The sequence below is a fragment of the Streptomyces sp. ActVer genome (genome assembly GCF_027270795.1).
GTDB classification, from domain to species: Bacteria; Actinomycetota; Actinomycetes; order Streptomycetales; family Streptomycetaceae; genus Streptomyces; species Streptomyces umbrinus_A.
In genome coordinates this window covers 1-25749 of sequence record NZ_JAPWHT010000046.1, presented here as the reverse complement: position 1 = coordinate 25749, position 25749 = coordinate 1, and the positions used below count along the sequence as shown (strand labels likewise).

Here is a 25749-nt window from a genome sequence, read left to right as displayed (position 1 = left end):
ATCGATCGTCTCTGCCAGCGGCTCAGGAAATGAAAAAACCCCTCGCACAGGAGGGGGCGCCGCGCCGATGCCGGTCGCGGTTTTCCGGCGACCGGGATTGATCAGCGCGGCTCACTAAGCAGAAGGCGTACGGCACGCATGGCGTCAGGGTACCGCAGCGGCCGAGCGGACCGCGACGCGCTTTCGGCTACGCTGCGGCACTGCGTGTCACGTCCGCGCCAGGTCGACAGAAGCTGAACGAAAGTCAAAAGTTACTTCGCGTAAGGGCCTCTAAGGGACATCACAACTCCCTCGCAGCCCTTTGACAACAGCGCAATAACTCAAACCTCGTACCCCTCGGTATGGCTCGACCTAGAGTGCGGCAGCGGGACCGCTTTCCCGAACTGTTCGGAGTTGCCCCCATGAACTCTCGCCGCAACAACAGCACGCTCACCCAGCCGAGCCGATCGGTCCGGGGCGGAGTGACTGCTGCCGCTTTGCTGCTGATACCCGTCGTCGTCGTGGTCGGAGGTGACGGATTCCGTGAATTCCTCAACTTCGGCGCGGGCGTTCTGTCGCTCGTGTCCCTCACCCTCTCGGTGCTCTGGGGGCTCGTCGCGACCGACCGGGTCTTCCTCAACACGCGCCAGAGGCTGATCGCCCAGGCCGTGCACAGGAGCACGGCGGTGGCCTCGGTCGGCTTCCTGCTGCTGCACGTCTCGGTCAAGCTCGTACTCGACCACACCTCGGCGATCGCGGTCGTGATCCCCTTCGGCCTCGGCGTCACCGGCACCGACGGGCTCATCGGTTTCGGCACCCTGGCCGGTCTCCTGATGGTCGTCACGGCCCTCACCGGCGCGCTGCGCAGTGCCTTCTCGTCCCCCGTGCAGGTCGCCGGTCGCTGGCGCGCGCTGCACATGCTGGCCTACCCCGCCTGGTGCTCGGCCCTGATCCACGGTCTCTTCGCCGGGCGCGAGGCGAAGCCGGTCTTCGTGATCCTGTACAGCCTGGCCCTGGTCGCCGTCATGGGCGCACTGCTCCTGCGGTCGGCCCCCCTGCCGTTCAAGCGGAAGGTCGCCAGGCGCGTCCTGTCCCTGCTCGACAGCGACAACCGGCCCTACCGCGAAGAGCCCGGGGCACGCCGTGCCGGTGACTCCTCGCTGCCCGGCGGCGGCGGTCGGCCCGGCTTCCCGGACATGCCGGTCCCCTCGCAGCGGACGTCGTCCCCGTCCGGGTCGTACGCGTCCCCGCAGCGCTCCGCCCTCCAGGACTCGGCGTCCTTCACGGACACCGGCGGCTTCGCGGCCGCCTACCGGGCCGTCAACACCCCGCGCGCGCAGGACCCTCTGACACCCGACCCCAGCCGCATGCAGGTCCCGATGGACATGCAGGCCACGGAGGCGATGCCGCGCGTCGACGACAACACCGGCCCCCGCTGGCCGGCCCCGTCCCCGCCGCTCTACGAGGCCCCGCCGCGCCCGGCCGGGACGCCGACGTACGACACCGGGACGATCCCCACATACGACGCGAACAACATGTACGACACCGGCGCCGTCCCCACGTACGGCTCAAGTGATGTGTACGACACCGGTGAGACGAACGACCCCCTCGGTACGTACAACGCGAACGACATGTACAACAGCGGTCCCGCCACTGAAACGCAGCCCGGTTCCTACGAGGCACCAAGCAACGGCGAACCCTGGAACGCGCCTTCCGGAGGCTTTTAGTGAACGAGGCCCTTCCCGACGTCCCCGAAGTCCGAGTGGTGGGCCTTCCCCAGCTCACCTCCGGTTTCGATCTCGTCGAGAGACTCGACCTGCCCATGCACCTGAAGGTGCACGGGCCTCTCGAGCCGATGGGCGGTGAGCAGCTCGCGCAGCTCTCCGAGCGCATCAACCTGAAGGGCCGCGGTGGCGCGGGTTTCCCGTTCCACAAGAAACTGCGGTCGGTCGCCGAGGCGGCGATCCGCCGCGGTGTACGTCCCGTGGTCGTCGTCAACGGAAGCGAGGACGAACCCGCCTGCCGCAAGGACACGGTGATGATCAACCGTGCCCCGCACCTGATCCTGGACGGCGCCCTGCTGGTCGCCGAGGCGCTGGGCGCACGCACCCTGGTCGTCGGTGTGACCCGTGAGTCCACGCAGCGGTCGATGGAGGCGGCGCTCTCCGAGCGCGGGCTGACCAACCGCCGCGGAGCGACCATCCGCGCGCGCGTGCAGCGCAATCCGGTGCGCATGGTGACCGGAGCGGCGGCCTCCCTGGTCCGTTCCATCGACGGCGGTCCCGCGATCCCGCCCGGCCGCAAGACCAGCGCCTCGCAGAACGGTGTCGGCGGCGCGCCCACCCTGCTGTCGAACGCCGAGACGTTCGCCCAGCTGGCGATCGCCGCGCGCATCGGCGCCGAGCGCTACGGCAACACGGGCCTGTACGACGAGCCCGGCACGGTCATGCTCACCGTCTCAGGAGCGGTCGCCCGCCCGATGGTGATCGAGGCCCCCACGGGTGTACCGCTGCGGTACATCCTGCAGCTGGCCGGCGCCCCGCCGGTCCCGCAGGGCGTGCTGACCGGCGGGTACCACGGCAAGTGGCTGGACTCCGCGACGGTCAACGAGGCGATCGTCTCGCGCAACTCCCTGGACGCGGTGGGCGGTGCGCTCGGCGCGGGCGCGATCCTGCCGATCAGCACGGCGACCTGCCCGCTGGGCGAGTCGCTGCGGGTGGCGCAGTGGCTGGCGGAGGAGAGCGCGGGACAGTGCGGTCCCTGCTACCTCGGACTGCCCGCCGCGGCGCGCGGCATGGAGGACATCCTCAACGGCGGCGGCCCGGCCGCCCTGGAGGCGCTCAAGCAGGTCGCCAACGCCGTGAAGCGGCGCGGCGCGTGCTCGCACCCGGACGGCTCCGCGATGTTCCTGGAGTCGACCATCAAGGCATTCACGGACGACCTGGCCGCGCATGTCCTCGGCAACGGCTGCGGACGGCCCGTGGAGGGCGTCCTGCCGCTCTTCGAGGGTGGCCAGCAGCCCACCGGCATCCCGGGCGGCCAGGCGGAGCCGGAGCAGGGTCCCAGCCGCCAGAAGATCTACGTCGACTGGACACTGTGCCGCGGGCACGGCCTGTGCGCGGACATCCTCCCGGAGGTCTTCCAGCTGGGCGCCGACGGCTTCCCGACCGTCGCGCAGGCAGGAGTGCCCCGGTACGCGGAGGCGAAGGCGCTGCGCGCCGTACGCCGCTGCCCGGCGCTCGCGCTGCGCCTTGAGGAGGACACCCGCGGAGCGGCTCCCCGCCAGAACCTCCCCGCCGTGCGCGAGGGCGGTGGCGGCGGCCGCCGAGCCCTGGGCCGCGGTCGCTGACGGTTCGGCGGCCCGGGAGACCGGGCCGCCGAACCGCACAACAAGAGACCACGAGCAAGAGACAGTAAGAGCGAGCCAATGCAAAAGGCGGGCCATCCTTTTCGGATGACCCGCCTTCATGTGCTGTGGAGCTAAGGAGATTTGAACTCCTGACCCCCTGCATGCCATGCAGGTGCTCTACCAACTGAGCTATAGCCCCTTGCGGTGTTCCACCGGACTTCCCCGGCGGCGACGCCAACATTACCGGTCCCCCGGGTGCACCACCAAATCGTTTCCGGGGCGAACGGACAAGCCGGACAAGAGGGGTGGCACGCCGGATAGCGTCCGCCTCCGTAGCCGTGATCGCGTTCCCTGGAGTCGCTCGTCGGCCACGCGCGCGTGGAGGACGTCTGGCGGGCCGTCTCGGCGCCCCTCACGGGCTTCCTGGGGTCTTGGGTGGCCGCGGCCCCGGAACCGCGCGGGAGGCGCGCCTGAGCCGTCGTCGCCTGCGCGACGACGGTACTGAGGGGTCCGCTTTCGTGTTGCCGACCATGACCGGGGTCACCCTGTGGCGAAACCCCGGTCGGCGTCAGGCAGTGGCGAAGGAATAGAACCGTTTGAGCGTGCAGTGCTCGTCGAGGAGCCGGCCGTAGATCGGCTCGCCCTCCAGCTCGCGGTACGTCTCGATCGGGTCGCCTTTTATGATCAGCGCCCGCGCGCATTCCTCGCACCAGTACTGGTAGTCGTGGTTGACCGGCTCCATGTCGCGCACGATGGGCGTACCACTGCCGCACCAATCGCACTTGCGCCTGTGTGCACCCATCGATCAGCTCCCGCTGTGGCCGCAGGCCGTGCACACGTAGGAAATTCCGCCGCTGTCGCCGAGAAGCAGGGCAACGTGGGCCGAACCGCGGGAAGGGCGGTCGAGGCGGGTGATCCGGTCCCGTATCACCTCGGATCCGGGAAGGTCGCCGACCTCCCCGAGGATGCTCGCAGGCATCGCCACTCCCTCCCGTCGGGCCGCCCCTTCCGGCCGTTTGATTCTGCCACGGCCGGGCCAATACGGTCAGCGACGCCTTCGTACCAGTCCGGACACGGCACCCGTCGCGGCGGTCGCGGCCAGCGCGAACATGCAGACGAGAAGCGCGTCCGAAGAGGTATACGCCCCCGGGGCCCCAAGTGACTCAAGCCGATTCAAGAAGAGTGTGCCGAACATCGCGACACCGATCAGCTGACCGAGCTGGGTGACCGTGGCGAGCAGGCCGCTGGCGTCCGCCGCGTCCTCGGGGCGCACGGTGGCGAGCGCCCGCGTGAGCGTGGGACTGAAGCCGAGCGCGAGCCCCGTACCGACGCCGGCGAACGCCACGTACAGCCAGAAGCCGGCCCCGTGGCCGTCCCGCAGCGCCAGGCCCACGCCCGCGACGGAGACCGCGGCGAGCGTGAACCCGGCCGGGATCAGGGCGCGTTGCCAGGAGGCGGGCCACCCGCGCCAGGTCAGCCCGACCAGCCCGAAGACCACGGCGGTCGGCGCGAAGGTGAGTCCCGCGCGCAGCGCGCTGAAGCCGAGGCCGCCCTGGATGTGCAGGGTGAGCGCGAACAGGAAACCTCCGTTGACCGCCATCACGGCCATGATCCGGAAGACCGCGAGCCCCATGCCGGAGTGGCGCAGCACCCTGGGCGCGATCAGCGGGGTGCCGCCGCGCCGGGCGAGCCGGGACTCGTACGCGCAGAACAGGGCGAAGGCGACCGCGGCGGCCGCGAGCGACAGCCGGGACCACAGCGGCCAGTCCTCCTCCTGCCCGAGCACCAGCGGCACCGTGAGCAGCGACACGGCCGCGCCCAGGAGCACCAGGCCCGGCAGGTCGAGCCGGTGCGCGCGCTCCGGGGCGCGTGCGTCGTCGCGCGGCAGGACGCGCGCGCCGAGCGCCAGCAGTACGAGGCCCACGGGTACGTTCACCAGGAAGACCGGGCGCCAGCCCGTGCCGAACAGGTCCGCGCTGACCAGGACCCCGCCGAGCACCTGTCCGGCCGCGGCGCCGGTCGCGAGGACCGCCGCGTACAGGCCGAGGGCCCTCCCCCGGGCCTCGCCGGTGAAGTTGCGCTGGATGAGGCTGAGGACCTGCGGGATCATCACGGCCGAGCCGGCTCCCTGGATCAGCCGGAAGGCGATCAACTCGCCCGTGCCCTGGGCGAGTCCGCAGGCGAGCGAGGCCGCCGTGAACAGCGCGAGGCCGGCCAGGTAGACGCGGCGGTGGCCGAGCAGGTCGCCCAGGCGGGCGCCGGTGATCAACAGGACGGAGTACGAGATGGCGTATCCGGCGACCACCAGCTGCAGTTCGGCGCCGGAGGCGTGGAGTTCGGCGCCGATGGTGGGGACCGCGACATTGACGATGAAGACGTCGAGGAGCGCCATGAACTGGGCGGCGAGGACGATCGCGAGCAGTCGTCCGGGGCGATTGTCAGTGCCGGGAGTTTTACTTGTGGCAGGCGTTGGTCCGGGGCCGGATCCTGGTGCGGAGTCCGGGCCCGCGGGGGTTGTCGTCGTCATGCCATCGAGCGTGGGGGCGGGCGGGTACAGGTGTGGAGAGCCCGCTGATGCTGGTACTGACAGCACCTGGCAGGGGCCGGGCCGGGGGTCGACGATGGGGGATGTGACGACGATGGCCACGACACAGCGGCGTCGGCCGGAGCTGGCCGCCTTCCTGCGGAGCAGGCGGGCGCGGGTGACACCGGCCGATGTGGGGATGCCGCCGGGTCTGCGCCGCCGCACCCCCGGGCTGCGGCGCGAGGAGGTGGCGCAGCTGTCGGGGGTCGGCGTGACCTGGTACACGTGGCTGGAGCAGGGCAGGCCGATCAACGCGTCGCCGCAGGTGCTGGACGCGGTGGCGCGCACGCTGCGGCTCGACCAGCCGGAGCGCGAGCATCTGTACGACCTGGCGGAGGTGCCGTACACCCACGGCGCCGAGTCGACCACGCTGGCCGTGGGTCCGGAGGTCCAGGAGATAGTCGACGCCCTCGCCCCGAGCCCGGCGGTGGTCTACAACGCGCGGTACGACATCCTCGCGACCAACCCGGCCTACCGGGACGTGTTCTTCGTGCCGGAGACGCGCCCGTCCGGCGGTGGCGTCCGCAACGCGCTGTGGACGCTGTTCACGGCCTCCGAGGAGGACTGCCCGCTGGTGTTCCGGGAGAGCGAGCTGCCGGTGATGGTGGCGACGCTGCGGGCCGCGTACGGGAGACATGTCGGCGAGCCCGTGTGGGAGGACTTCATACGCAGGCTGTCGGAGGTCAGCGGGCACTTCGCCCGGCTGTGGCGGAACGGGGACGTGGCGCCGCCGGGACCGCGCGTGAAGACGTTCCGGCACGTGGCGGTGGGCGAGTTGCGGATGACGTCGGTGTCGATGTCGGTCGACGGGATGCCGGAGTGCCGGGTCGTGGTCTACCGGCCGGCCGACGAGGAGACGAGTGCGCGGGCGGCGCGGCTGAGGGAGATCCGGCGGCGGAGGGCACGAAAAATCCCGCCCCCTGATGGGGACGGGATCATCGATCTGTGGAGCTGATCTGTGGAGCTAAGGAGAATTGAACTCCTGACCTCCTGCATGCCATGCAGGCGCTCTACCAACTGAGCTATAGCCCCTTGCGGTGTCCGATCCGGCTTCCCGGCGGCGGAACAAGAAGAACTTTAGCCTGCGACCAGCCGGAAAGTGAAATCCGGTCCCGCGGGGCATCGGGGGGCCGGACAGAGGGCCCGCCGAGGTGCCCTGCGGGTGCTCCAAGGGGCGCAGGGCTCCGCCGCGGAACGCGACCGGCCACGACGGACCCGCAGGTGAAGCACCGCACTTCCGTCGGAGCGCTTGGCGGAGCGCCTAGTCGTCGTCTCCCAGTACCGGCTCCGGCAGTGTCCCCGCGTTGTGTTCCAGCAGTCGCCAGCCGCGGGCACCCTCGCCGAGGACGGACCAGCAGCAGTTGGAGAGACCGCCGAGGCTCTCCCAGTGCTGGGACTCCAGGCCGAGGAGACGGCCGATGGTGGTGCGGATCGTGCCGCCGTGGCTGACAACGACGAGCGTGCCGTCGTCGGGGAGCTTGTCGGCGTGCCGGAGCACCACGGGGGCGGCACGGTCGGCGACCTCGGACTCCAGTTCACCACCGCCCCGGCGCACCGGCTCGCCGCGCTTCCACGCCGCGTACTGGTCGCCGTAGCGCGCGATGATCTCCTCGTGCGTCAGGCCCTGCCAGACGCCCGCGTAGGTCTCGCGCAGGCCCTCGTCGTGGGTGATGTCGAGGCCGGTGAGCTCGGACAGCTCAGCCGCCGTGTTCGCCGCCCGCTTCAGGTCCGAGGCGACGATCGCGTCGGGCTTCAGGGACGCGAGCAGCCGGGCGGCGCGACGGGCCTGGCCCACGCCGGTCTCGGTGAGCTCGACGTCCGTCGTGCCCTGGAAACGGCGCTCCACGTTCCACAACGTCTGGCCGTGGCGCCACAGGATGACGCGGCGCCCACGGCCCGCCTTCTTCCCGGCCTCGGACAGCGGCCTGCCGTCCGCCGCCGGATGCCCCGCCCCGGCGGTCACCGAAGCTCTCCGCGCAGCTCGGCGGCGTCCTCCGCGTCCTGGAGCTCGGCGTGCTCGGCGCCCTTGCCGCGCGTGGCCTTCGCGTCCGCGGGCAGGTCCAGCTCGGGGCAGTCCTTCCAGAGCCGCTCCAGCGCGTAGAACACCCGCTCCTCGCTGTGCTGGACGTGCACCACGATGTCGACGTAGTCGAGCAGGATCCAGCGGGCGTCGCGGTCGCCCTCGCGGCGCACCGGCTTCGTGCCGAGCTCCTTGTTCAGCCGCTCCTCGATCTCGTCGACGATCGACTTGACCTGGCGGTCGTTGGGCGCGGAGGCCAGCAGGAAGGCGTCCGTGATCGACAGCACGTCGCTGACGTCGTACGCGATGATGTCGTGCGCGAGCTTGTCGGCGGCCGCCTGCGCGGCGGTGGTGATGAGCTCGAGAGAGCGGTCAGTGGCGGTCACTACAAGGCTTTCCGTAGACGGTCAGGAGTCCCCGAGGGGTTGGGGCCTGTGCGGCGGATCATGCCGGAGACGCGGGGTCTGGCACGCGCATCCGCGCTTGCCGGACGCCATCGCACTCCTCCGGCCTGCTCCGCCGGGCAGGCCCTGCCCCAAGGGTCTCACGGACCGCCGACAGCACCCCACGCGATTAACCGATCACACCGCGGGCGAGGCCGGGGGCTCCGGACCGCACCCGGGCACGCCCGGCGCCTAACGAGGTGTCCGCGCCGGGTGCCTGTACCGGTGCCGGCACCGAGTGCTGCACCGGTATCTGCACCGGGTGTCCGACCCGCCACGCGGCCAGGGCACCCCCACAGGCACCGCCCGACACCCGCCCGTCAGCCGCCCGACGAACCCGCCGAGCCGCCCACCTTGTAGTCCTGGCCGAGTACGACCGACACATCCGCGTTCGACGTGGTCTTGCCCTTCTTCACCGAGCTCGTCGGCAGGCCGAGCGTCTTGGCGACCTCCACCGCGTCGTCCTTCTTCGCGGCGTCGGCGTATGTGATCTGGGACACGGCCTGGGCGACATCGGTCTCGCCGCCGTCGACGAAGGTGTAGCCGCCGTTCAGCAGGACGACCCTGGCCTGTTCGGTCGCGTCCTTGTCACCCGTCGAGTTGCGGATGCCGACCTGGACGGCCGCGCCCTTCTCGGGGCTCTTCGCGGCGCCGCCGAGGACGTCCTTGACCACGCTGTCACTGGCCTGCGGGCTGAGCCTGCCGTCCGTCTGGACCGGCAGCAGCGCCGTCTTGTAGTCGCCGCCCTTGGCGCGGTCGGCGAGCTTGGCCAGGAACGCGCCCAGGTCCTTGTCGCTCAGCGAGGGGTCGAGGATCTGCGCCAGCGACTGCACGGTGGTCGTCGCGGCCTCCGGGTCCGACGACAACTTGCGCAGCACTCCCTGCATGACCTGGCCGAACCGCTCCAGCTGGGCGTTCTGCGACTCCCCCGAGGCGCGGTACGTGGCGTACGCGACGGCCATCTTGCCGCTCAGCGTCTGCTGCTCGCCCTTCTTGACGAGGGGCGCCTCGCCCTTCTTCTTCGCCTCCGGGTCCGGCACGTCCGCGTTGGTGTCGATGTCGATGTTGCCGACGAGTTCGACGAGGTTGTTGAGGTACGGGGTGTCGAGGCGCCAGGTGCCCTCGACGTCGGTCCCGAGCACGGTGTCGATCTCGTCGCGCGTCCCGGAGGACCCGTCGTCGTCGACCGACTTGGCGAGCGTGGTCGTGGTGCCGTTGTCGTCCGTCAGGGCAAGGGAGTTGGGCAGCAGGACGGTGGTGCCCTGCTTGGTGGTGGTGTTGTTGACGAGCAGCGCCGTCGCCGTGCCGCCGCCCTTGGTGTTGTGCAGGTGGACGATGATCACGTCGCGGTTCTGGGCGCCGCCGACGGTGGTCGTGCCGGATGCCGACTCCGAGGACGTTCCCGGCAGACTGCCGTCGTACCAGAGGTAGCCGACCCCGCCGACCGCGACCAGCGCGAGCGCCACGACCAGGGCGACGACACGGCCGCGCGCCCGGCGCTTGGCCTCCTCGCGCCGCTCGGTGCGGTTCTCGGTGAACTTCAGCCAGTCGATGACGTCTTCGGATTCCTCGGGCTGCTCCTCCACGAAGGCGAACTGCTCGGTCCGGTAGTCGCGTTCGCCCTGCTGCCCGTCGCCCTGCCGCCCGTCCTCCGGCGGCTCCGGGGACTCCGCGGGGCGCGCCTGCTGCGGGATGTAGGCGGTCTGCTCCGCGACATGGCTGTGGGCCTGCTGCTGACCGGTGTCATAGGGCGCCACAGGTTGCTGCTGACCCGTGTCATACGACACCACGGGCGACGCCTGCTGCCCCTGCTGGCCCGTCGCGTACGGGTCGTACCCGTACCCCTGCCCGTATCCCTGACCCTGGTGGTCCTGGCGGCCTTGCTGCCCCTGGTACGCCTGCTGCCCCTGCTGTCCTTGCCCGTACCCCTGCGCCTGCCCCCCGTAGGGGTCGTACGAGCCGTACTCCTGCTGGGCCTGGGGGGCCTGCGGAGTGTGGGGAGTCTGGGAAGGTGACGGCACCTGCCGGTACACAGGCTGCCCGAACTCGTCGTAGCCGACGAGCTCGTACTGGTCGCCCCCGTACCCAGCGTCGTATCGGTCGTTCACCGGTGCCCCTCTCGGCTCACTCGCCGCGGTACAGCTCTCGCTTGTCGATGTAGCGCACCACACCGTCCGGCACCAGATACCAGACCGGGTCGCCCTTCGCGACCCTCGCACGGCAGTCTGTGGACGAGATGGCGAGCGCGGGAACCTCGACGAGCGAGACACCGCCCTCCGGCAGACCGGTGTCGGTCAGTATGTGGCCGGGCCGGGTGACCCCGATGAAGTGCGCGAGGGAGAACAGCTCTTCGGCGTCGCGCCAGGTGAGGATCTGGCCGAGCGCGTCCGCGCCGGTGATGAAGAAGAGGTCCGCGTCGGGGTTGAGCACCCGGAGGTCGCGCAGGGTGTCCGTGGTGTAGGTCGGACCGCCGCGGTCGATGTCGATGCGGCTCACGGAGAACTGCGGGTTCTCGGCGGTCGCGATGACCGTCATCAGATAGCGGTCCTCGGCCGGGGAGACCTTGCGGTCGGTCTTCTGCCACGGCTGTCCGGTCGGCACGAACACCACCTCGTCGAGGTGGAACTGCGCGGCGACCTCACTGGCCGCCACGAGGTGCCCGTGGTGGATCGGGTCAAACGTTCCGCCCATGACGCCGAGGCGGCGCTTTCCCGGGTTCGACGGGCCGTTTCCCGGGCCGCGCCGGGCGCTCTGCGCCGTGCCGCCCGCCGGACCGGTAGGCATGTCCTGCTCTCCCATGCGTGCAGACCCTACCGGCCCCGACGACGGGTCCGGTCGCGCGGGCGTCAGCGGTCCCGGTTGAAGCGGGTGGTGATCCACAGCAGCATCATCAGGATGAAGAAGGCCCCGCCGCCGGTCAGATAGGGGCTGAGGCTCTCGTGGTTGCCGCCGCGCTCCTCGCCCTCGGCGGCGAATGTGACCAACTGGGCAGCGGTGCTGTGGATGCTCATCTTCGGCAGGACCTATCCGGTGTGGGCGGGATAAAGACTTCCGGACATCGTAAGCGGGGGCTGTCGCCGGTATCACTCCGACTCCGCCGTCGGGACCGCCCGGCGTCGGCCGAGAGATCCTTCCCCCCTCTCAACCGTCCGGAACCTTCCGTGGGTCTAAGGGGTCGGGAACCTTCCGCCCGGCCTCACTCGTCCCGTTTGTAGCCGCGCAGAAGGAACCAGGCAGTCAGCACACAGCCGACGACCATCACGATCAGCACGACACGGAGGAGATTCCCCGCCCCTTGCTGTTGGGCGGCGCTCGCGGCCTCGGTGAGCCAGGGCTCGGGGAGATGCTCCATGATGTACGACTCCTTCGCTGTACTGCCCGTCCACGGTATCTCCGCCTAGGCTGGGCCCCGCCTTGGGGGCACAGAAGGCAATCAAACGCATGGGGGACCACATGCCAGAAGAAAGCCACGAGAACGTACCGAGCAGGCAGCGCCGTCGCTTCGAGGGGATCTCCTCCCGGGCGTACGAACACCCGGCGGACCGCTCGGCCCTGGTCGCCCTGCGCAAGCTCAGCGGCTTCGACACCGTTTTCAAGGCGCTCAGCGGCCTGCTCCCGGAGCGCAGTCTGAGGCTGCTGTTCCTGTCGGACTCCGTGCGCGTCTCGGACGCCCAGTTCGCGCACCTGAACGTCATGCTGCGCGACGCCTGTTACATCCTGGACCTGGAGAAGGTCCCGCCGATGTACGTCAACCAGGACCCGCAGCCGAACGCGATGTGCATCGGCCTGGACGAGCCGATCATCGTCGTCACCACCGGCCTCGTGGAGCTGCTCGACGAGGAGGAGATGCGGGCGGTCATAGGCCACGAGGTGGGCCACGCCCTGTCCGGCCACTCCGTCTACCGCACGATCCTGCTCTTCCTGACCAGCCTCGCCCTGCGGGTGGCGTGGATCCCGCTCGGCAACCTCGCGATCATGGCGATCGTGACCGCCCTGCGCGAGTGGTTCCGCAAGTCCGAGCTGTCCGCGGACCGCGCCGGTCTCCTGGTCGGCCAGGACCTGAAGGCCTCGATGCGCGGCCTGATGAAGATCGCGGGCGGCAACCACCTGCACGAGATGAACGTGGACGCGTTCCTCGCCCAGGCCGAGGAGTACGAGGCCGGGGGCGACCTCCGCGACTCGGTGCTCAAGATCCTCAACGTCATGCCCCGCTCCCACCCCTTCACCACGGTCCGGGCGGCCGAGCTGAAGAAGTGGGCCGAGTCCCGCGACTACCAGCGGATCATGGACGGCCACTACCCGCGCCGGGACGAGGACGGGGACACCTCGGTCACGGACTCCTTCCGCCAGTCGGCCGCGAGCTACGCGACCGACGTCAAGAACTCGAAGGACCCGCTGATGAAGCTGGTCAGCGACATCGCGGGCGGCGCGGGCGGCCTCGGCGGCCGGGTCCGGCGCGGCTTCGGCGGCTTCGCGACCGGCAGCGGGGGCGGCAGCAGCTCCCCCACGGACCAGCCGCCCACCGACCGCCCGGACGACGAAAGCCCCAACGGAAGCAACGGCAGGGCCTGAGCGCGGGAAGCGCCCTGAGCCCGGGCTCTGCACGGCCCCTGAAGGCCGGGGCCGGCCCGAGCCCGGGCGCGCCGCGATCCCGACCCCCGGGGAAAAGCCGGAGCCACAAGCACAGCCACAGCCACAGCCACAGCAGGCTGGAGCCAGAAGCCGGGGCCGGAGCTACCGCTCAGGCCCGAACCACGGCTCGGGGCACGGCGGCCCAGGGAGCCAGAAGGCACAGGAGGCCGAACTACAGCTTCGGCTGGGCACTGGCCGCCAAGGAGCCGCACAGAGACGTGGCGCTGCCCGTCGCATACGGGTCGGTGCCGGCCGGGCCGCCCGCCCTGGCCGTCTCGCCCGCGAGCAGCGGACGCAGATGGTTCGTCGCGTCCTCGGCGCAGGCCAGCGGCCCGGCCTGGACGTACGAGACGACCAGCTCGGCCTGGCGCATGCGCAGGTCGTCGCGGTCGAACCGGAAGTGCAGCTCGCGTCGCACGGTGAACAGCGAGGCCTTGGCCTTCTCGTCCGAGCCGGTCGGCCGCAGGGCGTAGACGAAGGTGTGGTCGGCGCTGACCTCAAGGGTGTCGGAGTCGGTCTCGGCGGCCGACAGCGTGCCCTGCACCCGGATCTTGCTGTCGGCCAGCTCCGCCTGGTTGGGGTCGAAGCGAACCAGCCAGCCGGTGGGCGCGTGCCGCCCGTCCGCGGTGGGCCGCTCGAAGCTCTGGTCGAACTGGTCGAGCTGCTGCGGGTCGAGCCGTATCCGCACGGACCGGGTGGCGCCGCCGGTGAGGACGTCCGGGTCGAGGGAGGACTCGACCAGGTAGTCCTTCGCCGTGGTCAGCGCGGTGACGACCTGGCTGTCGGAGAAGTGGGCGGTGCGCCGGGAGGCGGGCAGCGTGATGCCCTCGGCGCCGATGCGGAACTGGTCGGCCGGGCTGTGCGCGTACAGCGAGTCGATGTCGGTGGAGCCGGGCACGGCGCTCTGCGGGGCGAGCGGTATCACCGTCATCCGCAGCGGCTCGGGATGCTTGGCGGCGGGCGTCTGGTACGGATGACGTACGCCCATGTAGATCGCGGTGCCGAAGGCCACGGCGATCAGCAGGACGAGGATCAGCGCCTGCCGGGACAGGCCACGGCGCATCTGCGGACGGCGGCGGACGGCCGGGGCATGATCGCCGATCCGCTCCTGCGCGGAGAACTCCTGGAGGCGGGCAGCGCGGACGAACGACTCGTCGAAGACGACGGATCGATACTCTTCCTCGCCACCACCAGGAGCACCCTCGGGGCTCCCCTCAGGTGGGTCTCCAGGTCCGCCCATACATTCAGAGTAGGTCGCGAGGACCTCCGGTAAACGCCCTGGTACACGACAAGTTCTGACAGGGCCTCACGGAAGCCCTACGGCGTGCGCGGCACCGCCGAGACGGCTGGCTGGGAATAGTCGGCCGAGGCCGAGGGACCCACTCCGCTTCCCTGTTCGAGGCCTGTGGACGCGGGCGGCGGGACCTGGTCCCGGCTGCCCGAGGAAGCTCCCCGGTAGACCGCCGTGAAAGCGAGCGCGACCATGCCGATCCCCATCACGAGGGCGAGCATCCAGGCGACGGGACGGTGCCAGCGGGCCTGCTTCCCGTACGTCCCAGGATGGCCGTAGCCGCCGTGCAGGACGTCGCGGTCGTCGAGGTCGTCCAGATCCGGGTCGTGGCCGAAATCACCACGTCCGTCGGGTCCGAATCCGTCGCCGAAGAGCTCGTCGTCACCGCGTACCCCCCGGGGGTGTGTCCGGCGGGCTTCGGCCTCGGAGGCCTCGGCTCTCGCCTGGGCAGCGGCCAGGAGGCGCTCGACTGCGGTCGGTTCGTGAACCGTTGCCGCCCGTACAAAGGCCTCGTCGAAGACCACGGAGGCGAACTCTTCGTCCGCACCCCCGCGGTCGCGGTCGTCGTCGGGCTCCCAGCCGTCAGGGAACGGCGTGCCCCCCACGTCCTCCGGCACGGATCCAGAGTAGACCGGGGTGGTCAATTTGGGCAGACGGTATGGAAATTCATCCGCCTGACGAGACGTTTTCCGGGCGAAGCCCCCAAACACTCCGTGCGGGGTTTTCTCGGCGAGTTCCCCGAGCGCCTCTCGGCGCGTCCAGGAGGGGCCCCGGCCCCGCCCCCAGGAGCCCGTTCGGCGAGTCCTCGGAGAGCCCACGGCCCGCCGGCCGAAGGCCCATGCCCTTGGCGAGCCGGCGGCCCTCTCAGCGGCGGATGTGCCCGTCCCCGGTGACGATGTACTTGGTGCTCGTCAGCTCCGGCAGCCCCATCGGCCCCCGCGCGTGCAGCTTCTGCGTGGAGATCCCGATCTCGGCGCCGAAGCCGAACTGGCCGCCGTCGGTGAAGCGCGTGGACGCGTTCACGGCGACCGTCGTGGAGTCGACCAGCTGGGTGAACCGGCGGGCCGCCTGCTGCGAGGTGGTGACGATCGCCTCGGTGTGCCCGGAGCTCCAGAGCCGGATGTGCGCCACGGCCTTGTCGAGCGAGTCGACGACGGCGGCGGCGATGTCGTACGACAGGTACTCGGTGTCCCAGTCCTCGGTCGTGGCCTCGACGACGGCGGCCCTGGAGTCCTTGGCGTACGCGAGGACGCGCTCGTCGGCGTGCACGGTGACGCCGGCGTCCGCGAGGGCGTCGAGGGCGCGCGGCAGGAACTCGGGCGCGATGTCCTGGTGGACGAGGAGCGTCTCGGCGGCATTGCAGACGCTGGGCCGCTGCGCCTTGGAGTTGATCAGGATGTCGATCGCCATGTCGAGGTCGGCCTGCGCGTCGACGTAGACGTGGCAGTTGCCGGTGCCGGTCTCGATGACCGGGACGATGGACTCCTGGACGACCGTCTGGATCAGGGAGGCGCCGCCGCGCGGGATGAGCACGTCGACGAGACCGCGGGCGCGCATCAGCTCCCGTACGGACTCCCGGCCCTCGCCCGGCACAAGCTGTACGGCGTCGGCGGGCAGGCCCGAGCCGCCCACCGCGTCGCGCAGGACCCGTACGAGGGCGGTGTTGGACTCGTACGCGGAGGACGAGCCGCGCAGCAGGACCGCGTTGCCGGACTTCAGGCAGAGGGCTGCCGCGTCGACCGTCACGTTCGGGCGGGCCTCGTAGATGATCCCGACCACACCGAGCGGGACGCGGACCTGGCGCAGGTCGATGCCGTTCGGCAGGGTCGAGCCGCGGACGACCTCGCCGACCGGGTCGGGCAGCGCCACCACGTCGCGCACGTCCGAGGCGATCGCGCGGATCCGCTCGGGGGTGAGCGTCAGCCGGTCGATGACCGACTCGCTGGTGCCGGCCTCGCGGGCGCGCTCGACGTCCTTGGCGTTGGCCTCGACGATCTCGCTCGTACGGACTTCCAGCGCGTCCGCGATCGCGAGCAACGCGTCGTCCTTCTCGGCCCGCGGGAGCGGGGCGAGGTCGGCGGCGGCGCCCTTGGCACGGTAGGCGGCCTGGGTGACCGGGGACATCGAGTCGTACGGCGAGAGCGTGGTCATATCCCGCAGGGTAGTGCGCCCGCGAGAGGTGTTCAGCCGTTGTCCCATACCGCGAGACAGGTCCTGAAATGCCCCTAGAAAGGGTGTACGCCCACAGGTGTCGCCGGCAGCGGTCCGTATCCCTCGGCGATGCGCTGGTGGTAGGTCTCGCGGTCGATGACCTCCAGGCCGACGATCTCCCAGGGCGGCAGTTTCGCGGTCTGGCGGTGCTCGCCCCACAGGCGCAGCGCGACCGCGGCGGCGTCGTGCAGGTCGCGTGCCTCTTCCCAGTAGCGGATCTCCGCGTGGTCGTTGGCATAGCGGCTGGTCAGCAGAAAGGGATGGTCGTGGGCGAGCTGTTCAAGACCGCGCCTGACCTCCTTCAGCGGGGCCTCGGCACCCGAGACGCTCAGCGTGACGTGCCAGAGCCTCGGCAGGTCCTGCGGCTCCTCGACCTCGTAGGTGTCGCCGGCCGCGACGCTGGTCAGGGCCCGCTCCTCGCCGGCCACCCGGGAGCCGACACCACCGCGGGACGCCGCCGCCCCAGGGCGCACTCGTCTCACGACGGCCTCCTTTACGCAATGGGTCCGCTCGGACTGAGGGGGTCTCCCTGAAACAAAGTTGAGCAGGTGGGAAGCCTCCGTGTGACGGTTTTACTGAACGTCCACCGGCGGGGGCCTTCCTTTCGGCCGTTTACGGGTGGAGCAGCACCAGATCGTCCCTGTGTACGACTTCGCGTTCGTACGCGGGACCCAGCTCGCGGGCCAGCTCGTGCGTCGAGCGGCCGATCAGCTGCGGGATCTCCTTGGCGTCGAAGTTGACCAGCCCCCGGGCGACCGCCCGTCCCGCGCTGTCGCGCAGTTCGACGGGATCGCCCGCGGTGAAGTCGCCCTCGACGCCCGCGATGCCGGCCGGCAGCAGGGACGTACGCCGCTCGACGACCGCGCGCACGGCCCCGTCGTCGAGGGTGAGGGCGCCCTGCGGGGTGGACGCGTGCTGGAGCCACAGGAGCCGGTCGGCGGAGCGGCGGCCCGTGGCGTGGAAGTACGTGCCGGTGTCCCGGCCCGCGAGTGCGTCCGCGGCGTGCACCGCGCTCGTCAGCACGACGGGGATGCCTGCCGCGGCCGCGATCCGGGCCGCCTCGACCTTGGTGACCATGCCGCCGGTGCCGACGCCGGCCTTGCCCGCGCTGCCGATGTCGACGTGCGCGAGGTCGACCGGGGTGCGCACTTCCGCTATCCGCGAGGTGCCCGGCTTGCTGGGGTCGCCGTCGTACACCCCGTCCACGTCGGAGAGGAGGACCAGCAGGTCGGCGCGGACGAGGTGGGCGACGAGGGCGGCGAGCCGGTCGTTGTCGCCGAAGCGGATCTCGTCCGTGGCGACGGTGTCGTTCTCGTTGACGACCGGCAGGGCGCCCATCGCGAGGAGCTTGTCGAGGGTGCGCGAGGCGTTGCGGTGGTGGGCGCGGCGGCTCATGTCGTCGGAGGTGAGCAGCACCTGGCCGACGCGGACGCCGTAGCGGGCGCAGGAGGCGGTGTAGCGGGCGACCAGGAGGCCCTGGCCGACGCTGGCGGCGGCCTGCTGTCGGGCGAGGTCCTTGGGACGGCGGCGCAGGCCCAGCGGGGCGAGGCCGGCGGCGATGGCGCCGGACGAGACGAGGACGATCTCCTTCTCACCGCCACTGCGGCCCTTGGCGAGGACGTCCACGAGGGCGTCCACGCGGTCGGCGTCGAGGCCTCCGGACGCGGTGGTCAAAGAAGAGGAGCCCACCTTGACGACGATCCTGCGGGCCTCCGCCACTCCCGGCCTCGCCGCCTGCACTGCCGCCTGCCTTGCCGCTGACACGCTGTACCCCAATGTTCCGACCAGCCCGGTCTGTGCAATCTACGTGACCGAGGGTGGCCGGCGCCGCCGCGTTTCGAGTGGCGGACGGACCGGGGGCCGCGGGAGACCCGAGTGAGCAAGACGAGAGAACCAGCTCACAGGTTCCAGTCTTTTTAGCAGGAAATACGGTGAATGATCTCACGCAAGATTGCTAGCGGGCCCGCCGAAGTCATACGGTCAGGGATCGGCTTCCCGCTCGCACGAGGATCCGCGAGAAATCGCGGAGATTCGCGAGGCACGACGAGGCCGACCCCCATGCTTCCCCCCATCCCTCGCAGGAGCCCATTCCGTGCCTTCCGCCGGACTCGCCCCCCGCCGCATCGTGCAGCTGTCGGCGCTGCTCTCGATGTTCGCGCTCTTCACGGCGCAGATCGTCTCCGCTCTGCTGCCGAACGTCCCGGTGTTCATCGCCGCGAGCGCCGCCGGGCTCGCCCTCGACGTGTTCCTGCAGTACCGGGACCCCGGTCTGCTCTCACTCCTGGGCAAGGTCCGCTTCGACGTCACGGTCCGGCAGTTGCTGCGCGACATGCTGATCCTGGTGGGGCTCCTGCGGATCGAGGGCATCAACCCGACGCGCGAGCAGGCTCCGCTGCTGGTCGCGATGTGCGTCTTCTACGCTCTGCACTTCGCCTGCCAGGCCGCCGCGGTCGTGGTCCGCCGCACCCGTACGCTGCCGATCGTCACCCGCAACATCGACGCGTCCGCGCTGAGCCTGAGCGCCGCGCCGCCGCGCGTCCTGGCCCGTCGCCCGGGTCACCGCCTGCTCACCTTCTCGATCCCGACCACGGCCGGCCTGATGGTCACCGCGGCCACCACGGACGCGTACTGGGGCGCCATCGGCGTCGGCATCGCGCTCGTCCTGATCGGCGGCGGCACGGCCTACCTCGCCACCTGGCTGCTGCCGAAGAAGCGCGCCAAGAGCGAGCAGAAGGTCATGGAGTGGCTGGACAAGTGGCTGGCCGACTACCGGCCGACCGTCGCCATGTACTTCTCGGGCGGTACGACCTCCGCGTACCAGGCGAACATGTGGCTCTCCACGCTCTCCTCGGTCGACGCGAAGCCGCTGATCGTGCTGCGTGAGCGCTTCATGGTGCAGAAGATCGACGCCACGGACGTCCCGGTCATCTGCTTCCCCAAGGTCTCGACGATGTTCTCGCTGGAGAACTCGACGCTGAAGATGATGCTGCACCCGGCCAACGCCGCGAAGACCTCGCAGGTCCTGCGCATCCCCACGATCAAGCACGCCTTCATCAACCACGGCGAGTCCGACAAGCTGTCCTCCTGCAACCCGTACGCGAAGGCGTACGACGAGGTGTGGGTGGCCGGTCCCGCGGCGCGCGAGCGGTACGCGCTGGCCGAGGTCGGCGTCGAGGACAAGGACATCGTGGAGGTCGGCCGCCCGCAGCTGGCGCCGATCCGCCCCTACTCCGGGGCGCCCACGGGTACGTACACGACCGTGCTGTACGCCCCCACGTGGGAGGGCTGGGACGGCAACCCCGGCAACACCTCGGTGGTACTGGCCGGCGAGAACATCGTGAAGCGGCTGCTCGCCGACGAGGGCGTACGGCTCCTCTACAAGCCGCACCCGATGACCGGTTCCGTCGACCCGCGCGCCGGCGCCGCGAACCAGCGAATCATGGCGATGATCCGCGAGGCCGGCGCCTTGCGGTCGGGCCCCCGTCCGGACGCCGGTGCCGCCGCCGAACTGACGCGCCGCACGGCCGAGTTGGACAAGCTCACGTCCACCGACTTCCGCGAGAGCGCGGACGAGATGGAGCGGATGCTGCTCCAGGGCACGCCGCGGGGCGACCGTGAGGCGGCCATCGTCGAGGCCACGCTGGCCTGGGAGAAGGCCTACTGGGCGTCCTTCCCGGAGTGGGAGCACCAGATCATCACGGACGCGCGGCCGGCCATCTTCGCCTGCTTCAACCAGGCGGACCTGCTGATCAGCGATGTCTCGTCGGTCGTCTCCGACTGGCTGTCGAGCGAGAAGCCGTACGCGGTCGCCAACACCTCGGGGATGTCCGAGGCGGCGTTCCGTGCGGGCTTCCCGACCGTGTCCGCGGGCGCCATCCTGTCGCCCAGGGCGGAGGGTGTGCCGGCGCTTCTGGAGTCGGTCCGCCACCCGGAGAAGGACCACTTCACGGCGGCCCGTGCCGAGCTCAAGGAGCACCTGCTCGGCCCGTCCGACCCGCCGTCGCTGGCGCGCTTCGACGCGGCGATCGACGACCTGTGCACCAAGGCCGACGAGCGGCGTGTCCGTATGGAGTCCCGCCTCGCCGCGGAGATCCCCTCCCCGCGCTCCGCGAAGGAGGACGCGGCCGAGGAGGCCGCGCAGGACCCGAACGAGGCGGACGACTCCGTCAACGCGTAGCCGCTGCCGCGGGGAGCACGTGGAAGAGGGCCCGGAGAATCTCCGGGCCCTCTTCCTGTTTTGCTTGCGTGCGTTTTCGGGTGCGGGTGCGGCGGGGGCTGGTCGCGCAGTTCCCCGCGCCCCTAAAAGCGACAGGTGACCGTCGGCCCCAGCCATCTTCAGGGGCGCGGGGAACTGCGCGAACGGCCCCCACCGGCCCGCAGTGAACAAACAAACCGTGGGGGCTTGGGGGAGGAGCCCCCGGTTTTGGTCGGTTGCGGTCTAGAACGGGTCGAAGTCGTCGAACTCCTGGTCCGCCTCGTCCCGTTCCGCCTGCTTCTCGCGTCGCCGCGTGACGGCGGGCCGAGGCGCCTCGAACCGATGGTCCTCACCACGGCGACCGAGCATCTCGGCCCCGGCCATGACCGTCGGCTCCCAGTCGAAGACGACCGCGTTCTCCTCGGGCCCGATGGCGACGCCGTCACCGTGCCGGGCGCCCGCCTTCATCAGCGAGTCCTCCACCCCGAGGCGGTTGAGCCGGTCGGCGAGGTAGCCGACGGCCTCGTCGTTGCTGAAGTCGGTCTGGCGGACCCAGCGCTCGGGCTTCTCGCCGCGTACGCGGAAGAGTCCGTCCTCCTCCTTGACCACCGTGAAGCCGGCGTCGTCGACCGCCTTCGGGCGGATGACGATACGGGTGGCCTCCTCCTCGGGCTTGGCCGCACGGGCCTCACCGACCAGGCCGGCGAGGGCGAAGGAGAGCTCCTTGAGGCCCGTGTGGGCCACCGCCGAGACCTCGAAGACCTGGTAGCCACGCGCCTCCAGGTCCGGGCGGACCATGTCGGCCAGGTCCTTGCCGTCCGGTACGTCGATCTTGTTGAGGACGACGAGACGGGGCCGGTTGCCCAGACCGCCGTACTGCTTCAGCTCCTCCTCGATCATGTCGAGGTCGGAGACCGGGTCACGGTCGGACTCCAGGGTCGCCGTGTCGAGGACGTGGACGAGCACCTCGCAGCGCTCGACGTGGCGCAGGAACTCCAGGCCGAGGCCCTTGCCCTGGCTCGCCCCGGGGATCAGACCCGGCACGTCCGCGATCGTGTAGACGGTCGAACCCGCCGTCACCACACCGAGGTTGGGGACGAGGGTCGTGAAGGGGTAGTCCGCGATCTTCGGCTTGGCGGCCGACAGGACCGAGATCAGCGAGGACTTGCCCGCGCTCGGGTAGCCGACGAGCGCGACGTCCGCGACGGTCTTCAGCTCCAGGACGATGTCCTGGAGGTCACCGGGCACGCCGAGCAGCGCGAAGCCGGGCGCCTTGCGGCGGGCCGAGGCCAGCGCGGCGTTGCCGAGGCCGCCCCGGCCGCCCTGTGCGGCGACGAAGGTCGTGCCCTGGCCGACCAGGTCCGCGAGTACGTTCCCCGCCTTGTCCTGGATCACCGTGCCGTCCGGCACCGGCAGGATCAGGTCCTGGCCGTCCTTGCCGGAGCGGTTGCCGCCCTCGCCGGGCTTGCCGTTGGTGGCCTTGCGGTGCGGGGAGTGGTGGTAGTCGAGCAGCGTGGTGACGGACTGGTCGACGACCAGGATCACGTCACCGCCACGGCCGCCGTTGCCGCCGTCCGGGCCGCCGAGCGGCTTGAACTTCTCCCGGTGGACGGAGGCACAGCCGTGACCTCCGCTACCCGCGGCGACATGCAGCTCGACGCGGTCCACGAAGGTGGTCATGGGATGTGCCTCCAGTTACGTACGGAAATCTCTCATCGATGATCACCCGGCGGCCTTCGCCGCTCAGTGATCACTACTCAGTTAAAACACGCGAAAGGCGGACCCGCTTCCCGTGGGGGAAGTGAGGTCCGCCTCGCGAAAGATCCGGTCAGGCGACCGGAACGATGTTCACGACCTTGCGGCCACGGTGAGTACCGAACTCCACCGCACCGGCGGCGAGGGCGAACAGCGTGTCGTCCTTGCCGCGGCCGACGCTGGCGCCGGGGTGGAAGTGGGTGCCGCGCTGGCGGACCAGGATCTCACCGGCGTTGACGACCTGACCGCCGAAGCGCTTCACGCCGAGCCGCTGAGCATTGGAGTCGCGACCGTTCCGGGTGGACGATGCGCCCTTCTTGTGTGCCATCTCTCCTCAGTCCCTTACTTCGCAGCCGCGGGGATCTCAGTGACCTTGATCGCCGTGTACTGCTGGCGGTGGCCCTGACGACGGCGGTAGCCGGTCTTGTTCTTGTAGCGAAGGATGTCGATCTTCACACCCTTGTGGTGATCCACGATCTCGGCCTGGACCTTGATGCCGGCAAGGACCCACGGGTCACTCGTCACGGCGTCGCCGTCGACAACGAGCAGGGTCGAGAGCTCGACCGTGTCGCCAACCTTGGCAGTGGAAATCTTGTCAACCTCAACGATGTCGCCGACAGCAACCTTGTGCTGGCGACCACCGCTGCGCACGATGGCGTACACGCGGATCTCTCTCTCGCTCGAAATCGGAATCCCCGCAGTCCAGCCACCGAGGAAAGCAGGCGGCCTCTCCCGGGGCGCGAGCCACCGGGAGGAAGAGGTTTACGGGAATGCGGTGCGTCAGTGAACACACCGAGGGTCAAGGTTACGGGGCCCCGACCTGGGGGTCAAACCGGGTCGGGGGCCGCTCCTGACCAGTACGTACGCGGGACCTGCCCGGGACCTACGTGGTCGGCTTCTCACCGTCGTCGGGCAGCGGCTTCACGCCCTTGCACAGGTCCGTGGTGTCCGCGGTGCCCGGATAGGCCGCCTTGGCCACCCGGTCGAAGTGGACCTTGTACATGTCGTGCACGGCGTCGTCGTCGACCTTCACGATCGACTCGTCGTTCTCGCGCAGCGCCGGGCCCGTGTAGTTGCCGGAGCCGGTGAAGCTGACCTTGTTCTTCACGCCGTCGTACATGCCCTCGATGAGGATGTACTTGGAGTGGATGATGTACGGCGTCGACAGCTTCTGGCCGGGGTTCAGCGGGTCCCGGTCGTCGTTGTAGCAGCGCACGGTCGGGCCGCCGGTGGTGTGCAGCTTCTCCCACGTGCCCGCCGTACCACCGCTGCTCTTGGCGCTGTCCGACTCCGCGTAGACGATGCTCACGGAGCAGCCCGCCTTCTTCAGCGAGACCAGCTTCTCCGCGATGGCAAGCCGCGTGATCTTGAAGATCGCCACCCGGACCTTGGTGGACTGCGTGACCCCCGCGGTGTCCTTGTACTTGCAGGTCACGTTGTTGAGGATCGAGTACACCGTGTCGGTGGCCCGGGTGTTGCCGGCCCGCGGGAAGAAGTACGCCTTGTAGAGGCCGTTGCTCACCGTGCGGTAGTTCCAGGACTCCCAGTCCTGCGCGACCATCGTGTCGAAGTAGTCCGCGTACGCGTCGAACATCGTGGGGTTGTTCGGCAGCAGCAGCGCGTCGTTGAAGAACTTGGTGTGCGCCGACGGCGTGGAGTTCGAGGTGGTCTCGACGACCACGTTCGTGGCGCCCTTGACCGCCGAGAACAGCCAGAACTTGTTGTGCATGATCGACTGCCCGAACCTCGGGTCGCCGAGGCACGACTTGTTCTCCGGGCAGGTCGCGACGTACGAACTCTGCGTACGGTCCGTGCCGAGCCCCGAGGCCAGCGTGCCGTACGCGGTGTTGGTGGGACGGTCGCTGATGCTGGACTCGTCGAGCAGCACCTGGACGTCGACGCCGCGGTTCCTGGCCGCGACGAGCGCGTTGACGACCGAGGCCTCCCACACGTGGTAGACCGCGACCTTGATCGTGGAGCCGGGCAGCGCGGCGTTCGTCAGCTCGATGAGCCTCGTACGGATCGCGGTCTGCTCGTCGGCCGTGCCGAGCGGGTCGTTGAAGATCGGCCCCTCGGTCCACGCCGGGTTGTCCACGGCCTCGGCCGTTCCCGTCGACGTGATGGCCTGGACGCCCGCCGCGGACAGTACCGTCGCCAGCGCGACAGCCTGGCGCCCGCCCTTGACCGGCTTTACGGCACGGTGTCGCCCAGTGCCCTTCAGGCGCACGCGCGCCATTGCAATCCCCTCCCCTGACACGTGTGAGCGTTCTCCCCAACGCGCACCCGTGTGTTCACGCCTATGACTGCATGAGTTTTACAGGTAGATGATCGCCTTCCAAGAGGCGGGGGGTAATTGTGATGACCGTGATGCTCCTGAAAACATGTCAGGAACTCTCAAACCGGGCGGAACTCACGGCAGTTCGGTTCCCCTGACGGAGCGTTGTCCGAGCAGCCGAACGCCCCCTGGCCTGTGGTCGGACCGCGGGCCAGGGGGCGTCTTCGGTTGCGCGGGTGCTCAGCCCTCGTCGGTGGAGGCCGTGACGGTGGACGGAGTCTGCTGCTCCGCCGCCGCGGTCTTCTTCGACGTCGACTTCGTGGCCGTCTTGGCGGTCTTCGCCGTCTTCTTGGCCACGGTCTTCTTGGCGGCCGTCTTCTTGGCCGTGGTCGTCTTCTTCGCGGCGGCCTTCTTCGCGGTCGCCTTCTTGGCCGTCTTACGGGCCGTCTTCCTGGCCGGGGCCTCTCCGTCGCCGGACGCCTCCGCGGGGGCCTCGGAAGGAGCCTCGGCGGCCTCCGTCCGGGCTTCCGCGGGAGCCTCCGCCGAGGCCGAGGGGACGACCATGACGGCCGTCTCCGCGGACGCGGTGGGAGCGGTGGCCTTACGGACCGCACGGCGGCGCGGACGCGGCGGGGCGGCACTGTCCGCGGCGGGCTCCGGCTGCGGCTCGGGCTCGGCGACCGGCTCCGTCCTGGACTCGACGGGGGCGGCGACCGGCTCGGTGACCGTCACCACGGCCTCCTCCGCGGCCTTGGGCGAACCGGCGGGCGCGGTGGCCTTACGGGTCGCCCTACGGCGCGTACGGCCCTTGGGGGCGGCGTCCTCGACGGCGGCGGGCGCGGGGGCCTCGACCACCGGGTCCTCGGCGGCGACGGGCTCGGCCTGCGCGACGGCGGCCTGCTCGGGCTGCACGGGACGCTCGGTCTCGTCCTCCGGCGTCACGGACTGGGCCGTCGGGGCCTCTGAGCGGCGCTCGGGGCGACGGCTCTCGGGCCTCGGCGCGCCGGCCGGGGCC

At 70.3% G+C, this 25749-nt stretch carries 23 protein-coding genes, 2 tRNA genes and 1 pseudogene; 5 read left to right on the top strand and 21 right to left on the bottom strand.

The window, feature by feature from the left end; all coding sequences use genetic code 11:
• The first annotated feature begins 401 nt into the window (after window positions 1–401).
• Together O3Q52_RS10630 and O3Q52_RS10625 are read left to right on the top strand one after the other, a co-directional pair.
• Window positions 402–1706, top strand: coding sequence for a ferric reductase-like transmembrane domain-containing protein (locus O3Q52_RS10630; protein ID WP_269648565.1), 1305 nt, complete (start codon window positions 402–404; stop codon window positions 1704–1706).
• Window positions 1706–3328 carry an NADH-quinone oxidoreductase subunit NuoF family protein gene (locus O3Q52_RS10625; protein WP_189837885.1) on the top strand — a complete coding sequence of 541 codons (1623 nt, stop codon included), beginning with the start codon at window positions 1706–1708 and terminating at the stop codon, window positions 3326–3328. Before O3Q52_RS10630 ends, O3Q52_RS10625 begins: the two co-directional genes overlap by 1 nt.
• A 126-nt stretch (window positions 3329–3454) precedes the next feature.
• On the opposite strand, the gene O3Q52_RS10620 is transcribed toward O3Q52_RS10625, so the two are convergent.
• From O3Q52_RS10620 to O3Q52_RS10605, 4 genes are all read right to left on the bottom strand, one after another.
• A tRNA-Ala gene (locus O3Q52_RS10620) sits at window positions 3455–3527 on the bottom strand.
• 369 nt (window positions 3528–3896) lie between these two features.
• Window positions 3897–4130 carry a hypothetical protein gene (locus tag O3Q52_RS10615; protein WP_010986886.1) on the bottom strand — a complete coding sequence of 78 codons (234 nt, stop codon included), beginning with the start codon at window positions 4128–4130 and terminating at the stop codon, window positions 3897–3899.
• Window positions 4131–4133: 3 nt separating this feature from the next.
• Window positions 4134–4307: a hypothetical protein gene (locus O3Q52_RS10610; protein WP_269648562.1), complete on the bottom strand. Its 174-nt coding sequence runs from the start codon at window positions 4305–4307 to the stop codon at window positions 4134–4136.
• A gap of 66 nt (window positions 4308–4373) precedes the next feature.
• A complete protein-coding gene (locus O3Q52_RS10605; RefSeq protein ID WP_269648561.1) occupies window positions 4374–5855 on the bottom strand; it encodes an MFS transporter in 1482 nt (493 codons plus the stop codon).
• Window positions 5856–5949: 94 nt separating this feature from the next.
• Between O3Q52_RS10605 and O3Q52_RS10600 the strand changes: the two genes are divergently transcribed.
• A complete protein-coding gene (locus O3Q52_RS10600) occupies window positions 5950–6867 on the top strand; it encodes a helix-turn-helix transcriptional regulator (protein WP_269648560.1) in 918 nt (305 codons plus the stop codon).
• A 4-nt stretch (window positions 6868–6871) separates the two neighbouring features.
• Here O3Q52_RS10600 and O3Q52_RS10595 read toward each other — a convergent pair.
• The 7 genes from O3Q52_RS10595 to O3Q52_RS10565 all read right to left on the bottom strand — a co-directional run bounded on the left by O3Q52_RS10595 (window position 6872) and on the right by O3Q52_RS10565 (window position 11727).
• A tRNA-Ala gene (locus tag O3Q52_RS10595) sits at window positions 6872–6944 on the bottom strand.
• Window positions 6945–7173: 229 nt separating this feature from the next.
• Window positions 7174–7833, bottom strand: coding sequence for a histidine phosphatase family protein (locus O3Q52_RS10590; RefSeq protein ID WP_269648580.1), 660 nt, complete (start codon window positions 7831–7833; stop codon window positions 7174–7176).
• Window positions 7834–7871: 38 nt separating this feature from the next.
• Window positions 7872–8318 (bottom strand): ribosome silencing factor, encoded by a 447-nt coding sequence (gene rsfS, locus O3Q52_RS10585; protein ID WP_269648559.1) that lies wholly within the window; start codon window positions 8316–8318, stop codon window positions 7872–7874.
• A 377-nt stretch (window positions 8319–8695) separates the two neighbouring features.
• The gene (locus O3Q52_RS10580; RefSeq protein ID WP_269648558.1) at window positions 8696–10483 is read right to left on the bottom strand and encodes an LCP family protein; all 1788 of its coding nucleotides are present in this window, start codon (window positions 10481–10483) and stop codon (window positions 8696–8698) included.
• 16 nt (window positions 10484–10499) lie between these two features.
• Window positions 10500–11174 (bottom strand): nicotinate-nucleotide adenylyltransferase, encoded by a 675-nt coding sequence (gene nadD, locus O3Q52_RS10575; RefSeq protein ID WP_269648557.1) that lies wholly within the window; start codon window positions 11172–11174, stop codon window positions 10500–10502.
• Between the two features lie 47 nt (window positions 11175–11221).
• Window positions 11222–11386, bottom strand: coding sequence for a hypothetical protein (locus O3Q52_RS10570; RefSeq protein WP_269648556.1), 165 nt, complete (start codon window positions 11384–11386; stop codon window positions 11222–11224).
• A 185-nt stretch (window positions 11387–11571) separates the two neighbouring features.
• Window positions 11572–11727 carry a hypothetical protein gene (locus O3Q52_RS10565; protein WP_186000991.1) on the bottom strand — a complete coding sequence of 52 codons (156 nt, stop codon included), beginning with the start codon at window positions 11725–11727 and terminating at the stop codon, window positions 11572–11574.
• An 89-nt stretch (window positions 11728–11816) separates the two neighbouring features.
• On the opposite strand from O3Q52_RS10565, the gene O3Q52_RS10560 reads away from it, so the two are divergent.
• Entirely contained in the window at window positions 11817–12947 is a 1131-nt protein-coding gene (locus O3Q52_RS10560; RefSeq protein WP_269648555.1) for a M48 family metallopeptidase, read from the top strand.
• 232 nt (window positions 12948–13179) lie between these two features.
• Here O3Q52_RS10560 and O3Q52_RS10555 read toward each other — a convergent pair whose 3' ends face one another.
• The 5 genes from O3Q52_RS10555 to proB all read right to left on the bottom strand — a co-directional run bounded on the left by O3Q52_RS10555 (window position 13180) and on the right by proB (window position 18228).
• Window positions 13180–14247: a hypothetical protein gene (locus O3Q52_RS10555; protein ID WP_269648554.1), complete on the bottom strand. Its 1068-nt coding sequence runs from the start codon at window positions 14245–14247 to the stop codon at window positions 13180–13182.
• Window positions 14248–14324: 77 nt separating this feature from the next.
• Window positions 14325–14942 (bottom strand): hypothetical protein, encoded by a 618-nt coding sequence (locus tag O3Q52_RS10550; protein ID WP_269648553.1) that lies wholly within the window; start codon window positions 14940–14942, stop codon window positions 14325–14327.
• A gap of 220 nt (window positions 14943–15162) precedes the next feature.
• A complete protein-coding gene (locus tag O3Q52_RS10545; RefSeq protein ID WP_269648552.1) occupies window positions 15163–16449 on the bottom strand; it encodes a glutamate-5-semialdehyde dehydrogenase in 1287 nt (428 codons plus the stop codon).
• Window positions 16450–16523: 74 nt separating this feature from the next.
• On the bottom strand, window positions 16524–16982 hold the full coding sequence (locus O3Q52_RS10540) for a hypothetical protein (protein ID WP_055610583.1): 459 nt from the start codon (window positions 16980–16982) through the stop codon (window positions 16524–16526).
• A gap of 139 nt (window positions 16983–17121) precedes the next feature.
• On the bottom strand, window positions 17122–18228 hold the full coding sequence (proB, locus tag O3Q52_RS10535) for a glutamate 5-kinase (protein ID WP_269648579.1): 1107 nt from the start codon (window positions 18226–18228) through the stop codon (window positions 17122–17124).
• 373 nt (window positions 18229–18601) lie between these two features.
• Here proB and O3Q52_RS10530 point away from each other — a divergent pair, with 373 nt between their 5' ends.
• Window positions 18602–20686 carry a hypothetical protein gene (locus tag O3Q52_RS10530; RefSeq protein WP_269648551.1) on the top strand — a complete coding sequence of 695 codons (2085 nt, stop codon included), beginning with the start codon at window positions 18602–18604 and terminating at the stop codon, window positions 20684–20686.
• A gap of 261 nt (window positions 20687–20947) precedes the next feature.
• Here O3Q52_RS10530 and obgE read toward each other — a convergent pair whose 3' ends face one another.
• The 5 genes and pseudogenes from obgE to O3Q52_RS10505 form a co-directional block, all read right to left on the bottom strand.
• Window positions 20948–22384, bottom strand: coding sequence for a GTPase ObgE (gene obgE / locus O3Q52_RS10525; protein ID WP_269648550.1), 1437 nt, complete (start codon window positions 22382–22384; stop codon window positions 20948–20950).
• Window positions 22385–22532: 148 nt separating this feature from the next.
• Entirely contained in the window at window positions 22533–22787 is a 255-nt protein-coding gene (rpmA, locus tag O3Q52_RS10520) for a 50S ribosomal protein L27 (protein WP_006374707.1), read from the bottom strand.
• Between the two features lie 14 nt (window positions 22788–22801).
• Entirely contained in the window at window positions 22802–23122 is a 321-nt protein-coding gene (gene rplU, locus O3Q52_RS10515; protein ID WP_006374708.1) for a 50S ribosomal protein L21, read from the bottom strand.
• Between the two features lie 220 nt (window positions 23123–23342).
• A complete protein-coding gene (locus tag O3Q52_RS10510) occupies window positions 23343–24695 on the bottom strand; it encodes a phospholipase D-like domain-containing protein (protein ID WP_269648549.1) in 1353 nt (450 codons plus the stop codon).
• Window positions 24696–24974: 279 nt separating this feature from the next.
• Window positions 24975–25749: pseudogene (locus O3Q52_RS10505) on the bottom strand (ribonuclease E/G); the annotation flags it as partial.

Bases quoted from the DNA above. Each gene is read 5' to 3' on its own strand.
- O3Q52_RS10600 (WP_269648560.1), top strand. From the start codon at position 5,950: ATGGGGGATGTGACGACGATGGCCACGACACAGCGGCGTCGGCCGGAG.
- O3Q52_RS10565 (WP_186000991.1), bottom strand. From the start codon at position 11,727: ATGGAGCATCTCCCCGAGCCCTGGCTCACCGAGGCCGCGAGCGCCGCC.
- O3Q52_RS10555 (WP_269648554.1), bottom strand. From the start codon at position 14,247: ATGGGCGGACCTGGAGACCCACCTGAGGGGAGCCCCGAGGGTGCTCCT.
- obgE (WP_269648550.1), bottom strand. From the start codon at position 22,384: ATGACCACCTTCGTGGACCGCGTCGAGCTGCATGTCGCCGCGGGTAGC.
- rpmA (WP_006374707.1), bottom strand. From the start codon at position 22,787: ATGGCACACAAGAAGGGCGCATCGTCCACCCGGAACGGTCGCGACTCC.
- O3Q52_RS10570 (WP_269648556.1), bottom strand. From the start codon at position 11,386: ATGAGCATCCACAGCACCGCTGCCCAGTTGGTCACATTCGCCGCCGAG.
- O3Q52_RS10510 (WP_269648549.1), bottom strand. From the start codon at position 24,695: ATGGCGCGCGTGCGCCTGAAGGGCACTGGGCGACACCGTGCCGTAAAG.
- O3Q52_RS10605 (WP_269648561.1), bottom strand. From the start codon at position 5,855: ATGACGACGACAACCCCCGCGGGCCCGGACTCCGCACCAGGATCCGGC.
- O3Q52_RS10545 (WP_269648552.1), bottom strand. From the start codon at position 16,449: ATGACCACGCTCTCGCCGTACGACTCGATGTCCCCGGTCACCCAGGCC.
- O3Q52_RS10560 (WP_269648555.1), top strand. From the start codon at position 11,817: ATGGGGGACCACATGCCAGAAGAAAGCCACGAGAACGTACCGAGCAGG.
- nadD (WP_269648557.1), bottom strand. From the start codon at position 11,174: ATGGGAGAGCAGGACATGCCTACCGGTCCGGCGGGCGGCACGGCGCAG.
- O3Q52_RS10610 (WP_269648562.1), bottom strand. From the start codon at position 4,307: ATGCCTGCGAGCATCCTCGGGGAGGTCGGCGACCTTCCCGGATCCGAG.
- O3Q52_RS10630 (WP_269648565.1), top strand. From the start codon at position 402: ATGAACTCTCGCCGCAACAACAGCACGCTCACCCAGCCGAGCCGATCG.
- O3Q52_RS10615 (WP_010986886.1), bottom strand. From the start codon at position 4,130: ATGGGTGCACACAGGCGCAAGTGCGATTGGTGCGGCAGTGGTACGCCC.